The 12,495-nt window shown below is 61.2% G+C and carries 15 protein-coding genes; 8 read left to right on the top strand and 7 right to left on the bottom strand.

The window, feature by feature from the left end:
- Positions 1-81 precede the first annotated feature (81 nt).
- Genes M1D89_RS05725 through M1D89_RS05715 form a run of 3 tightly spaced genes read right to left on the bottom strand, consistent with a single transcriptional unit; the run spans position 82 to position 3,044 of the window.
- On the bottom strand, positions 82-1,242 hold the full coding sequence (locus M1D89_RS05725; RefSeq protein WP_498648815.1) for an LLM class flavin-dependent oxidoreductase: 1,161 nt from the start codon (positions 1,240-1,242) through the stop codon (positions 82-84).
- Positions 1,243-1,263: 21 nt separating this feature from the next.
- The gene (locus M1D89_RS05720; protein WP_498648813.1) at positions 1,264-1,923 is read right to left on the bottom strand and encodes a methionine ABC transporter permease; all 660 of its coding nucleotides are present in this window, start codon (positions 1,921-1,923) and stop codon (positions 1,264-1,266) included.
- Between the two features lie 2 nt (positions 1,924-1,925).
- Positions 1,926-3,044: a methionine ABC transporter ATP-binding protein gene (locus tag M1D89_RS05715; RefSeq protein WP_498648811.1), complete on the bottom strand. Its 1,119-nt coding sequence runs from the start codon at positions 3,042-3,044 to the stop codon at positions 1,926-1,928.
- Between the two features lie 222 nt (positions 3,045-3,266).
- On the opposite strand from M1D89_RS05715, the gene M1D89_RS05710 reads away from it, so the two are divergent.
- From M1D89_RS05710 to M1D89_RS05685, 6 genes are all read left to right on the top strand, one after another.
- A complete protein-coding gene (locus tag M1D89_RS05710) occupies positions 3,267-4,151 on the top strand; it encodes a MetQ/NlpA family ABC transporter substrate-binding protein (RefSeq protein ID WP_498648809.1) in 885 nt (294 codons plus the stop codon).
- Positions 4,152-4,209: 58 nt separating this feature from the next.
- Positions 4,210-5,574, top strand: coding sequence for an LLM class flavin-dependent oxidoreductase (locus tag M1D89_RS05705; RefSeq protein ID WP_498648808.1), 1,365 nt, complete (start codon positions 4,210-4,212; stop codon positions 5,572-5,574).
- Positions 5,571-6,113, top strand: coding sequence for a GNAT family N-acetyltransferase (locus tag M1D89_RS05700; RefSeq protein WP_498648806.1), 543 nt, complete (start codon positions 5,571-5,573; stop codon positions 6,111-6,113). The genes M1D89_RS05705 and M1D89_RS05700 overlap by 4 nt, the downstream gene beginning before the upstream one ends.
- A gap of 205 nt (positions 6,114-6,318) precedes the next feature.
- Positions 6,319-6,489, top strand: a complete 171-nt coding sequence (locus tag M1D89_RS05695) for a hypothetical protein (RefSeq protein ID WP_178994140.1) — start codon at positions 6,319-6,321, stop codon at positions 6,487-6,489.
- Between the two features lie 298 nt (positions 6,490-6,787).
- Positions 6,788-7,936, top strand: coding sequence for a glycosyltransferase family 2 protein (locus tag M1D89_RS05690; protein WP_498650903.1), 1,149 nt, complete (start codon positions 6,788-6,790; stop codon positions 7,934-7,936).
- Between the two features lie 8 nt (positions 7,937-7,944).
- Positions 7,945-8,118, top strand: coding sequence for a hypothetical protein (locus M1D89_RS05685; RefSeq protein ID WP_017200667.1), 174 nt, complete (start codon positions 7,945-7,947; stop codon positions 8,116-8,118).
- A 109-nt stretch (positions 8,119-8,227) separates the two neighbouring features.
- Here M1D89_RS05685 and M1D89_RS05680 read toward each other — a convergent pair whose 3' ends face one another.
- Complete coding sequence (locus M1D89_RS05680; RefSeq protein WP_498648803.1) at positions 8,228-9,523, bottom strand: hypothetical protein; 1,296 nt, start codon at positions 9,521-9,523, stop codon at positions 8,228-8,230.
- A 319-nt stretch (positions 9,524-9,842) separates the two neighbouring features.
- Here M1D89_RS05680 and M1D89_RS05675 point away from each other — a divergent pair, with 319 nt between their 5' ends.
- Entirely contained in the window at positions 9,843-10,322 is a 480-nt protein-coding gene (locus M1D89_RS05675) for an NUDIX hydrolase (protein ID WP_498650902.1), read from the top strand.
- A gap of 27 nt (positions 10,323-10,349) precedes the next feature.
- Here M1D89_RS05675 and M1D89_RS05670 read toward each other — a convergent pair whose 3' ends face one another.
- Genes M1D89_RS05670 through M1D89_RS05660 form a run of 3 tightly spaced genes read right to left on the bottom strand, consistent with a single transcriptional unit; the run spans position 10,350 to position 11,819 of the window.
- The gene (locus M1D89_RS05670; RefSeq protein ID WP_498648801.1) at positions 10,350-11,138 is read right to left on the bottom strand and encodes an alpha/beta fold hydrolase; all 789 of its coding nucleotides are present in this window, start codon (positions 11,136-11,138) and stop codon (positions 10,350-10,352) included.
- A 55-nt stretch (positions 11,139-11,193) separates the two neighbouring features.
- Entirely contained in the window at positions 11,194-11,385 is a 192-nt protein-coding gene (locus M1D89_RS05665) for a helix-turn-helix transcriptional regulator (protein ID WP_498648799.1), read from the bottom strand.
- Positions 11,382-11,819 (bottom strand): hypothetical protein, encoded by a 438-nt coding sequence (locus M1D89_RS05660; protein WP_498648798.1) that lies wholly within the window; start codon positions 11,817-11,819, stop codon positions 11,382-11,384. Before M1D89_RS05660 ends, M1D89_RS05665 begins: the two co-directional genes overlap by 4 nt.
- Positions 11,820-11,895: 76 nt before the next feature.
- On the opposite strand from M1D89_RS05660, the gene M1D89_RS05655 reads away from it, so the two are divergent.
- Positions 11,896-12,468, top strand: a complete 573-nt coding sequence (locus M1D89_RS05655; protein ID WP_498648796.1) for an MOSC domain-containing protein — start codon at positions 11,896-11,898, stop codon at positions 12,466-12,468.
- The last annotated feature ends 27 nt before the right edge of the window (positions 12,469-12,495 follow it).

The following is a 12,495-nucleotide window of genomic DNA, read 5'->3' as shown; positions in this document are numbered from 1 at the left end:
TTCCTGACCTGTTTTGCCTCTGCGGGTGATCGAAAACAACCACAAAGGGTTGGTTTGGGCCCGGAGGCCACTCAAAGAGGGTCAGAAGGCGTCAGCCAACACGCGTGCGCGCGCCGCTGCCTGGCCTGCCCGGAGTTCCTCGGCGGTCCGGCCCTGCTCCCGGTGCGCTACTTCCTGTTTCAGCTGCGGGATCACGTGCTGGCCGAACTCAAGGGCATCCGGGATGAAGTCGTAGCCGCGGAGACCGAAAATTTCGAAGCCGAGCTCGTGATAGTCCAGAATCGCCTGCGTGACGGTGTCGTAGGAGCCCACCAACGCCGTCGCGCTTCCACCTCCACCACCCGCGGCCTTAGCAAGGGCCGTCCAGAGGGCCCGGTCGTGGAGGTCTCCGCGTTCCGCTGCGGCCAGGAGCCGCTGGGTACCAGCGGCTTCGGGTTTCTGATTGTAGTGGCGGACGGGGTCGATAACCTCGCCGTTGTCCCGGCGGGACTCGAGCCTGGCAAGGACGGCATGGGCCTTCTCCCAAGCCAGCTCGTCCGTTGCGGCAACGATGGGCCGGAAGGCTATCTGCCAGCGCAACGGCTCGCGGCGCCCGAGCGACGCAGCCCGCGAAAGGATCTGCTCCTGCTGGCCGGCGGCATCGGCTAGCGGTTCTCCGAAGAGCGCATAGATATCCGCCTCAGCGGCGCCCACAGCCCAGGCCGCTTCGGAGGACCCACCAAACGAAATCCCGGGCGGCTTGCCCTTGAAAGACCCCAAACCGCTGGCGAAGTTCTCGAATCTGTAGTGCTCGCCGGACCAATCAAACGACTCTCCAGACCACGCCCGTCGCACGATCTGCATGTACTCCTGCGTCCGGCCGTATCGTGCGTCTTTGGCAAGGAAGTCGCCTTCGCGGGCCTGGTCTGCCTGGCTTCCGCCCGTGATGAAGTGCACGGTCAACCGGCCTTGCGCGATGTGGTCCAGCGTCAGGAAGGACCGGGCCGCAAACGTGGGGTGAGAAACGTTGGGACGGTGCGCCAACCGCAGCTGGATCCGTTCTGTGTTTGCCGCAACCCACGCAGCATGAATGGAGGGATCCTGCGTAGTGGAGTTGTAGGCGAACAGGACGTGGTCCCAGTTGTTGTCCTCGTGGATCCTGGCAATGCGTGCAGCGTAGTCAGGGTCGAAAAAGGACGTGGTGGCCGGCGAAGTTTCCGTGGAATCATTGCCGGCACCCATACCGAGGAATTCGATAGGCATTGTGGTTCTCCTGACACAGAGTTAGCGGCGAAGGATGCGCTGGGCGAGGAAGTTACCCAGCAACTGAGCGGCCTGCACCATGACGATGATGATCAGGACGGTCACCAGCGTGACTTCCCAATTGAACTGCTGGTACCCGTACATGATGGCGAAGTTGCCCAAGCCGCCGCCGCCGATGTAGCCCGCCATGGCTGACATGTCCACGATGGCGATGATCATGAACGTGTAGCCAAGGATCAGCGGTGCCAAGGACTCGGGAATGACCACTGACCAGAGGATGTGCAGCCGGCTGTCGCCCACAGCACGCGCGGCTTCTACAACCCCGGGATCGGATGCCACCAGGTTCTGTTCCACTACCCGACCAATGACCACGCCTGCCATCAGCGCCATGGGAAGGATGGCCGCCGTGGTGCCTATGGTGGTGCCCATGATGATCAGGGTCAAAGGCGCAATGGCCGTGATGAAGATGATGAACGGGATGGGCCGGATGACGTTGACCACGAAATTCAGGACCGAGAAAACTGCTTTGTTCGCGAACAGGTTTCCCGGACGGGTGGCGTAGAGGGTGACGCCCAGTGCGAGGCCGGCGGCGCCACTGAGCAGGACAGTGATAACCACCATGTAGATGGTCTGCTGGAAGGATTCGCCCAGGACGGGCAGGAGCGTTGTCCAGTCGGTCATGGCTATTCTCCGGCGTTCGCTGGGACGGGGGCTGGCAGGTGCGGTAAGGCGCTGACGGCAGCTGCCGCCGTCGGAATTTGGCGTTCGACGGCGGTGACGTTGCCTAAGTCGGCGAGCGCAGCGTCAATGGCGGCGTCGCTGCCTGTGAGCTCGTAGGTGAGTGTTCCCAGGATCTTGTTCTGGATCTCGGTGACGCCACCGAAGACGACGCTGGATCCCACGCCCTGCCGTTCGAAAGTGGCGGCCACGAGCGGGGTGGGCGCAGCTTCGGAGATGCCAATGGATACGAGCCGGCCTGGATGCGCTGCGGCAAGGCGGCTAACCGTGTCCGCTTCCGGGGTGCCATGCACGGCCGTGGAGACGAAGCGTTGGGTGGAACTGCTTTGGGGGTCAGCGAACACCGAGTAGGTGGGTCCGGCTTCCACCACGCGGCCGGATTCCATCATCACCACGGTGTCGCAGATTTCGCGAACCACGTGCATTTCGTGGGTGATGACTACAACTGTGGTGCCGAGTTCTTTGTTGATGCGTCGGAGGAGGCGGAGGACATCCCTGGTGGTCTCAGGGTCCAGGGCGCTTGTAGCTTCGTCGGCGAGCAGGATGTCCGGAGCGTTGGCCAGCGCGCGGGCAATTCCCACGCGTTGCTGTTGGCCTCCGGAAAGACGCCGGGGGTAAGAGCCGGCTTTGTCTGCGATCCCTACGAATTCCAGCAGTTCGTCGACGCGGGGCTTGATCTTCTCCTTGGGCCAGCCCGCTACTTTCAACGGATAGGCGACGTTCCCGAATACGGTGCGGGACTTCAGGAGATTGAACTGCTGGAAGATCATGCCGATGCCGGAGCGGACTTTGCGCAACTGGCCTTCGGGCAGGGCGGAGATGTCCTGCCCCTTGACGAGGACCTGCCCTTCCGTGGCACGTTCCAAGCCGTTGAGCAGCCTCACCAGCGTGGATTTTCCAGCGCCTGAGTAGCCGACGATACCGACGACTGTGCCCTCTTCAACGTCCAGGGTGACGTTATCCACGGCGAGTACTGGTTCCGCGTGTTTGCTTCCTTGGGCGCGGTTGCTGCCTTGAACCGGGAACACTTTGCTGACGCCGCGCAGCGAAACGATCGCGCTCACCGGAGCCTCCTTTTGGGTTGATTGGATGCCCATTCCAACAGCGCCCCAGCCCTCGTATCCAACCCAATGACCCCCTGTGACCCGCGGTTTCTTTCCTTGACGATGCGCGTCGGAGTGTTGCGAAGACGTTCGATTCTCACCGCGGCAACTGCCTAGCGTGAGGCAGGGGGAACACCCCGTACCTTCCATTTCGCATCAATACCCTTTGTACGGAGACGCATCATGAAGAACCGCCTGTTAGTTGCCGCCGTCGGCCTGATTGCCGCCCTATCCCTCTCGGCTTGCGGGGGTGCCTCAAGTGGCTCATCAACCGCTGCGAGCACCAAGGTGGTTATCGGTGTGGACGACGGCGCCGAGGAACACTGGACCCTCCTGAAGAACAAGCTGAAGGACCAGGGCATCGATCTTGAGGTCAAGAACTTCACCGACGGCGCGCAGATCAACACCGCAACGCAGCAGGGCCAGGTGGACATCAACCTGTTCCAGCACTTGAAGTACTTGTCACAGTTCAACGTCAACAGCAACGGCACGCTGGTCCCGGTTGGAGCCACTGCGGTGTACCCACTGGCGCTCTACTCGGAGAAGTTCAAGTCTGTTGAGGAGCTCCCGGCCGATGCCGAGGTTGCTATTCCCAACAACCCCACCAACCAGGCCCGCGCCCTGCTGAACCTCCAGACCGCAGGTTTGCTGCAGCTCAAGGATGGCGGCAACTCCCTGTCCACCCCGGCTGAGATCACCTCGAGCAAGATCAAGGTTGTCCCGGTGGACAGCAACCAGACGGTGAACGCGCTGAAGGGAACCACGGATGCCGCCGTCGTCAATAACACGCAGGCCCAGAAGGGCGGCTTGGGGGACGAGAAGATCATCTTCAAGGAAGACCTGAATTCGGAATCCCTGGCTCCCTACATCAACGGCTTCGTGGTGAAGGCTGACCGCAAGGACGATCCCACGTGGAAGAAGATCGTGGATGCCTACCACTCCCCCGAGGTGGAAGCCTCGGTGACCAAGCTCAATGACGGCAACCTTCAGTTCAAGGCCGATTGGACTGCGGCCAAACTTCAGGAAGTCCTCACAGCTGAAGAAGAAGCCATCAAGAAGACCAAGTAGCTGTTTGCAGGGTGCCTGCCTTGTTGCGGGCACCCTTCGAATATTCAGGAACAGGGCCATGAACCAGACACTCATCAGCGAACGCCAACAGATCCATTTCTTCGCCTACCTTGTGGGCACGGGCATCCATCTGGCTTCATGGCGCCACGAAACGGCTTTCCCTCAGGCCAGCATCGATTTCAGGCATCAGGTGGAGCTGGCCGGAATCGCGGAAAAGGCCAAGTTTGATGCCATTTTCCTGGGCGACTCCCTCGCGATCGACGAGACATCCAACCCAGGCATCCTCAATCGCTTCGACCCTATCGGCTTGGTCACGGCCCTCGGCGCGGTCACCAGCAACATCGGCTTGATCGCCACGTCGTCCACCTCTTACGATGAGCCGTTCAACTTTGCGCGGGCGGCCCTTACGGCGGACCACATCAGCGGTGGACGCGTCGGCTGGAACATCGTCACTACCCGCGACCTCACCAACAGCACGGCCGCCAACTTCAGCGCTGATGAGCATTTCGACCACAGCCTCCGTTACCGGCGCGCCGAAGAGTTTGTTGAGGTCACGCAGGGGCTTTGGAATTCCTGGGACCCGGACGCTTTCCTCTACAACAAGGAAGCCGGGCAGTTCTTTGACCGCAACAAGCTCAGCCGGCTTGACTATGGCGGAGAGTTTTTCAAGGTTGCCGGTCCACTCAACATCGGCCCTTCCCCACAGCACTCCCCCTTGCTGGCCCAAGCGGGAACTTCCGTCCCTGGCCAGAAACTGGGCGCGAAGTTTGCCAATGCCCTGTTCGCAAGCCATCCGGACATCCCCCAAGCACGTACGTACAGGGATTCAGTCCGGTCCCAAGCCGCGACGTTCGGCCGAGATCCTGACGAAATCTACGTCTACCAAGCCATTTCACCCGTTGTGGCGGACACCCGCGAGGAAGCCTTGGAACGCCTCCGGGAGCTGGACAGCCTCATCACTGACCAGCAGGTCCTGGACTTCCTTCAGGAGTACTTCGCCGATCCTACCCGCGAAGGCACAGTGGATTTCACCGGGCTCGGAGCGGACGCCACCGTGGCCCAATCCGGCATCCCTACCATCGCGCAACCCAGGACTGATTTTCGCTCCGCTGGAGAGCAGATCCAGGGCCGCGAAGAGGAGATAACGCTCAAGGATCTCTACTCGATCCTCACGGGCGACAAACGCAATCATGACTTCATCGGGCCCCCACAGCACGTTGCAGATTCTTTGGCACGCTGGCATGCAGAAAGCGCCGCCGATGGCTTCAACCTCATGTTCTCCCTGCTGCCCCATGACCTGGAGCGCTTCGCCTCCGGGGTCATTCCCCTACTCCAAGAGCGAGGTCTCGCCCGCCGCGAGTACTCGGGCACAACACTGAAATCCCACCTCGGACTCGATCCGCAGCCGAAAGGACAACCATGACCACCACTTCAGCCGTCGCCACCGGCACGTACGTGATTCGGGAGGCTCGCCAAGAAGAGTACGACGCCGTGGGGCGGCTGACGTACGAGGGCTTTGGTCACCATCTTCCCGGCGCGCATCAGCCGGACGATGAGCGTCTTGGTCTCCTGCTGAACGCCGCCGCCCGGGCACGGGAAGGTGTGCTGCTGGTTGCCGAGGACGAGGAATCCGGACGCTTGGTGGGCACGGCAAGCCTCCTGCCCTACGGCTCCCGGTTGAGCCGCCAAGCCGAGGAAGGCGAAGTTGAACTCAGGCTCCTCGCAGTTTTGCCCGAAGCCCGCCGGACCGGACTCGGCAGGAGACTCCTGGACGAGTCAGCCCGCCTGGCGGCCGCCAGGGGCGCCGAGCGTGTGGTGCTGGACACCGCCGTCGACAATGAGCCTTCCCAGCGCCTTTACCGCCGTCTAGGCTACGTTCGCCGCCCGGAGCGTGAAAAGGAACGGCCAGCACCGAAGGTGCAGCTGGTGGTGTACACGCTGGACTTGCCGCCCGCCGCTTGAGCCGGCCCCACGGATACACGGAGTAATAAGGAACGTGTAATCGGTCACACTTGGCTGGATTTACTTGTCAACCGTGGTGGGCAGCATGAACCATGAATGAGGGAATTCGTTCCCATACAAGCTGAATCAGCAATCCTCACCGACGAGGATGCGGCCCCTGCGAAGAAGCTTGGGGCTGTTAACGGCCTGAGTGAAAGTACTGACAATGACGACACATACTGACTCCATTACGCTGAAAATCTGGGACAAGTCGGCAATCGACCACACCATCGATGCCGCCATTGAATCCCTCTCACACCGCGCTGCCGCCGAAAACTGCGGAATCGCAGTTACCCTGAGCGGACCCAAGACCTTCACGGTCAGCCTGAACCGCTAAGCAGCTCAAGCTCTACGCAAGAGGACGACGCCGGGACCTCCCGACGTCGTCCTCTTGCGTTTAAGCGCGCCTCCCTCCAGTTGTGCGCCTCCCCCGACGTTCTACGGCTCGTGACGTGAACAAGTCCGAGTTCCACCGGGAAATTGGCACCAGTGGTCCATACACCCCGTTCGTGACGCCATACAGAAAGTCCTGATGGAACCTTGAGACTTCCTTGATGGTTTCCCTCCCCTGATCTTGCGTTCGCGTTGGAACTCTAAGTGAGTCGACGCTTCAACGCATGAACGGAGGGATCACAATGCTCACGGAAACCAAGGCCAATGCAGCTGCACCAGCCCCGGCAAACGCACCGGAGGCGGCGGCCAGGCCGCGACGATCCCACCGCGCGGCAGGCGGGGTGGTCACCGTCCTGGTTCCGGCACACAACGAGTCTGCCGGAATCACCGAGACGCTGCTCTCCTTGAAAAACCAGACTCATCGCCCGGACCGTGTGATCGTAGTGGCAGACAACTGCACCGATGACACCGAAGAGCTTGCCCTCGCTCAGGGCGCCGAAGTTATGCGCACCGTGGGAAACAAAGACAAGAAGGCCGGTGCCCTGAACTTCGCCCTCAGCGAGCTCCTTCCCGATGCCGACCCGGAGGACCTGTTCCTGGTCCAGGATGCCGACTCTCAACTCGCCCTCGACTTCATCGAGAACGCCACCAGGAACTTGCTCGCGGACGAACTGCTCGGCGCTGTGGGAGGAGTTTTCAGCGGCGGTCCGGGCGGCGGTTTTGTGGGCCACCTGCAGCGCAACGAATACGCCCGCTACGCACGGGATGTGAAGCGACTTCACGGCAAGTGCCTGGTAGTTACCGGCACAGCAGCCCTTTTCCGCGTCAAGACTTTGCGGGACGTCGTGGCTGCCCGGTTGAAGGGCGAGCTCCCACCCGGAAACGGCAAGGGCGGCGTGTATGACACCTCGGTGCTGACCGAGGACAACGAACTCTCCTTTGCCCTGCTGACCCTGGGCTACCGCATCGCGTCTCCACCCAACTGCACGTTGGTCACCGAGGTCATGCCCACGTGGCGTGAACTGTGGTCACAGCGGCTGCGGTGGAAGCGCGGCGCGGTGGAGAACTGCGTGCAATACGGATGGACCAAAGTAACCAGGCCTTACTGGGGACGCCAGTTTCTTTCCATGATCGGCGTCGTCGTGACGCTGGCCTACTTCGGTTCCCTCCTGTTCGCGTTGTTTTCCGGTATGGGCCTGAACCTTCAGCCCTTCTGGATTACCGTCACCGGCATTTTCATCCTGGAACGCATAGTTACTGTGCGTTTCCGGGGCTGGAGGTACATGCTCCTGGCCGCAACCATGTACGAAACCGTCATCGATATCTTCCTCCAAGTTGTCCACGCCAAGGCGTACCTGGATGCAGCATTCAACAGAAAGAAAGTTTGGTAAATCGACTCATGTACAACAACCCAGTAGCCCCAGTGTCAGGGGCAGTGGCAGCCGGGATGGGCTCAGGAACGCTCGCATTGACCGGGGCAGGAGACCTCTTCTGGTTCGCGCTGGCGGCCTTTGCCATGCTGGCTCTCGGACTTGCCGTTAAGAGGATCGTTCCGGTCCGGGCACAAAAGTAGGCATGGAAGAACCAGATTAGGCAACGAACCCGCAGTTGTGTCGCTACCTCCAGCGCGACACAACGGCGGGTTTGTTGTATTCGCCGTACTTCCCTATCGCCCTATTGGCCTACTGCACCGGGGCCGTGCTGGTCGAGAACTTGGCCACCGTGGTGTAGCCGGGTTTAGTGCCGGTGACCCTCACGCTCATCGCGTCAGCCTGGTCAGCACTCACCAGCTTGTAGGAACGGGCCGTTGCCCCGGGGATTGCCACACCCGAGCGGAGCCACTGATACGTCAAGGTGGTCCCGGACGTCCACACTCCGGGATTGGCCGTAAGCGTTGAACCCACTATCAGCGTTCCCGTGATAATCGGGGTGGGCGCTACCAAAGTCCCGGCTACTACCAGCGCCGTGGGAGCAGACTCCCTGACGGCAGTTGCGTAGCCGGCCTTGGTTCCCGTGACGCGGACCGTCAGGCTGGTGCCCTGATCCGCGCCGGCAAGGACCCTGGTGGCGCTGGTCGCGCCGGCAATTGCCGTGCCGTTCCGGAACCACTGATAGCTCAGGGCGGTGCCGGTGGTCCAGGTTCCCGGAGCTGCGGTCAACGTTGAGCCTACGGCTGCCGTGCCGGAGACGGTGGGTGTTGGCGCTGTGAGCTGACCTTGGTTCGCGGGAACGAAGGAGAAGTCCCGGATGATGACTGTTTCAGGCACCACGTGTGCTGCATCCCCGCCTCCACCGCCAGTTACCCAGAGGTTGAAGTGAATTTGTTCCTTAGCGGGAAGCGGGACCGTGGATCCTTCCAAAACGGTCCTCTTGAGCAATGTGCCGTCGTAGCCTTCCCCTGCAAATGTCTCGTAGGTCAGCTTGCCCGGTTCCCAGACCATCCTGTGGGTGAGGATCGGGGCATTGGTGACGTCAAAAGTGACGGTGTTGTTTCCCTGCCCCGGGGGCAAGCTGGCGTCAAACCAATATCCATGCCCTTGGGTCACAGGCCAGTCTTCACCGTAGGCGGCGCCCCCACCCCAGGCCGAGGCTTCACAAAGGTCAATCTCGGTATAGCCAGGCACCGCATTGGGATCATAGGTAAACAGGCATCCCCAGACCACTTCCTTCTGGAGGGCGCTGACATCCTTTTCCACCGTGGTGCTGTACGTTCCATAGCCGAATCCTTCACGCGTGGATTGGAATTCCGCTCCCTTCGGAGCCGAGCCCGTGGGGTTGCTGATGGACAATTTGACGTACCCGTTTGCGTCCGGGTTGCTCACATTGTTCGCATCCCAACTCGCGTTATACATAGGCGCCCCGCCCCAAAAGCGCTTCTGCCAGTTGAACCCTTTCCACGCAAAGCTGCCCACCGGGCCAGGATCCTCAGCCATGGGCGTGGTGTCCGCTGCATGCGAGGGGCCAGTTCCTGTGAACATCGATAAGCCAACCGCAACGACGACGGCCAACCCCATTGCTTTTCTTCCCCCACGTGGAAGGAGCCTCACTGACAATGCCATAGCTGTTTCCTCCTGCTGATGCGCCCAGAACCGTCAACGGCTGATGCCGCTGACCGCAGCGACGTTCCACCCCCCGAGAAACGTCTGTCCTCGATTATCAAGTAGCCAGGGTCCTGCCGGAAGCGAAATGAACAAGCAAATTCGTCCACACAACATCAATTGGATAACGGCACCAACTCCACGAGTAGCCTTGACGTGTCCGAAAACTTTCGCGCAGGGCCTTACCCCGGGAGGGCACATCACAATTCGCAGCGCAGGCATCCTCCTTCACCGACGAAACACCGCCGGGCAATTGGAACTGTGGATAGCCCACATGGGCGGGCCTTTTTGGGCCCGCAAAGATGAACACGCCTGGTCAATTCCCAAGGGAGAATTCCCTGAGAACGAAGACGCCTTGGTTGCCGCCCAACGGGAATTCACCGAAGAAATTGGCACACCACCGCCAGCGGCCCACTACGACCTCCTGGGCGTTTTTCGGCAGCCCTCCGGCAAACTAATCACCGCGTTCGCTGCCGAAGCCCGCGACTTTCAACCTGAGCAGATTGTCAGCAACACCTTTCCCATGGAGTGGCCCAAAGGCTCAGGCGCTATCAAGGAATTTCCGGAGATCGACGACGCCCGGTGGTTTGAAGAATCCGTGGCCCGAACCAAGCTCGTCAAAGGGCAACTCCCCATCGTCGATGCCCTGGTCCGGCACCTTGGTGAGAATTCTCTGTAGGGCCGACCATCCAAGCCGGCCTGCCAATCATCCTGACGAACGGCTCTTTCCGGCGATGAATTGCCGGATCCACCCAACCGTCTCAGGATGGTCCAGGTGCAAGCCATGACCAGCACCAGGAACCCGCACCAGCACCGAGCGGGGAATGTTCTCGCGGAGGAGCAGCGCGTTGGGCAAGGGCGTCAACGCGTCCTCGGTGCCGTGAAGTATCAGCGTCGGCGACTGGATGGAGCTGAGATCACGCCAGGCATCATGCTCGCGGCTGGCCTGGAAGTGGCGCGCCTTAGCCCACGCCGAAGCCTGGGAGTTGAAGAAGGTGTGCGTCGCCACGGGATTGCTCCTAACCCATTCGGAGTCAAAGAAGAGCGATTCAAGCCGGCACATGTCACCACTGGTCAAAGCTTCCAAAGCTGCCCTATCCGGCTGCATTCCGGCGTCCGGCGATCTTCCACCGCTCGTTGCTGCGAGGATCAGAGTGCGGACTTTCTGCGGGTAGTCGATAGCCAACCACTGCCCAACTCGACCACCCATCGAATGACCGTACACGTGTGCTAAATCCACTCCTGCAGCGTCAAGGACAGCTACTGCATCCTCGGCGAGGAGTCGTGTACTGTAGCGCACGGCCTCGCCCTTGCCACTTCGGCCTATCCCCCGGTGATCGAAGCGGATGACGCGGTAATAGCGGGACAGAAGCTCCGCCGTCGGACCCCAACCGTCCATGGCTGTCGCCTGTCCGGCGATAAGCAGCATTGGCTCGCCTTCGCCTTCCGATGTCCAGGCGAGTTCAGCGCCGTCGGCGGCCTCAGCAAAGTTCACCGTGCCACAGTATCCGGGCGGGGCTCAAAGCGCTGTGGCGTGGGACACAAGCACGTTAATCCGCAGTGAAAATGTCCTCAATGGCACAGTCAAACGTCCGCGCAATGAGGAAGGCCAACGGAAGCGAGGGATCAAACTTCTCCCGCTCGATGGAGATGACGGTCTGCCGGGAAACGCCGAGTGCTGACGCAAGGTCCGCCTGTGTCCAGCGACGTTCGGCACGACGCTCCGCGAGGTTGTTCTTCACTTCAGCGTGCGGTGGCGAATGACCACGTATCGCAGCCCGGCATCAACCACGCTTAGCGCAACAAGGCCCGGAAGGACTGTAAGCGCATCGATGTTGAAGCGGCCGATGGCCAGCACCAGCGAAGCCACCACGATAGCGGCCAGGACATCCAGGAAAGCGCCCGCTCCCGCTTGGCGCATCCACTGCAACTCCACGCTCTGTTCGCCGTGCGGATCGCGGGTGACCGTGTGATTGGAAACGAACACTTTGCCGGCCAGGGACATAGCCGGGTAGGCGGCGCAAAGGGCGCCGATTGCTGCAGCGAGCCAAAAGTCATCCGGGTTCGAGGCTCCCACCAGGACGGAAACCACCACCGTCAGGATGACCCCGAGGATGATCGCCAAGACGTAGTGGTGGGCCGGTGCCCGCCCTGATGTAAAGGAAGCTTTACTCATGGACAAAGTAAAGCATCCTTTACTTTGGCGGGCAATAGCTGATGCGCACTGTCCCAGCTGGGGCTAGCGTTGAGGGATGACCGTTGAGTACAGGTACGACGTCGATGTGCTGCACCTTTTGATGTCGCCGGCCCACGCCTACTTTGGCCGTGCACGCGAAGGGGCGGCAGACGTCCCCACTACCGATGCCCGGCAAGCCGAGTTGGTGGCGGGCAAAGGCATCATTGGCGACCGGTTCTTCGGCAAGGCCGCACACATGGATGCCGCCGTGACGTTATTCGCGGTGGAGGCTCTCGAAGCCATTGCATCAGAACTCGGGACTGGGCCATTGAATCCCCTGTTGACCCGGCGGAACGTTGTACTGCGCGGAGTGGAGCTGGCTCCTTTGCTTAGCCACGAGTTCACGCTTGAGTCCGGTGGAGACGACGTGCGGCTCAAAGCCGGGCGACCTGCCCATCCCTGCGCCTGGATGGATGAAATGCTCGCCCCGGGCGCCCATAAGGCGATGCGTGGGCGCGGCGGCGTTCGGTGCCAGGTGATCGCCGGAGGCGTGCTGCATCGGGGTCCGGCCGTGCTGATCAGTCCTGTGCCGCTCGACCCGGGCAAGGCCGGGGACGCCAACGTTCTTCGGCCTACGCGGTTGCCATGACCATCACGGTTGACAGGTAATCGTCAG

The organism is Arthrobacter sp. D3-18 (assembly GCF_054408525.1).
Note: the sequence above shows the minus strand (reverse complement) of the source record. Positions and strands in the feature narration are given on the sequence as shown.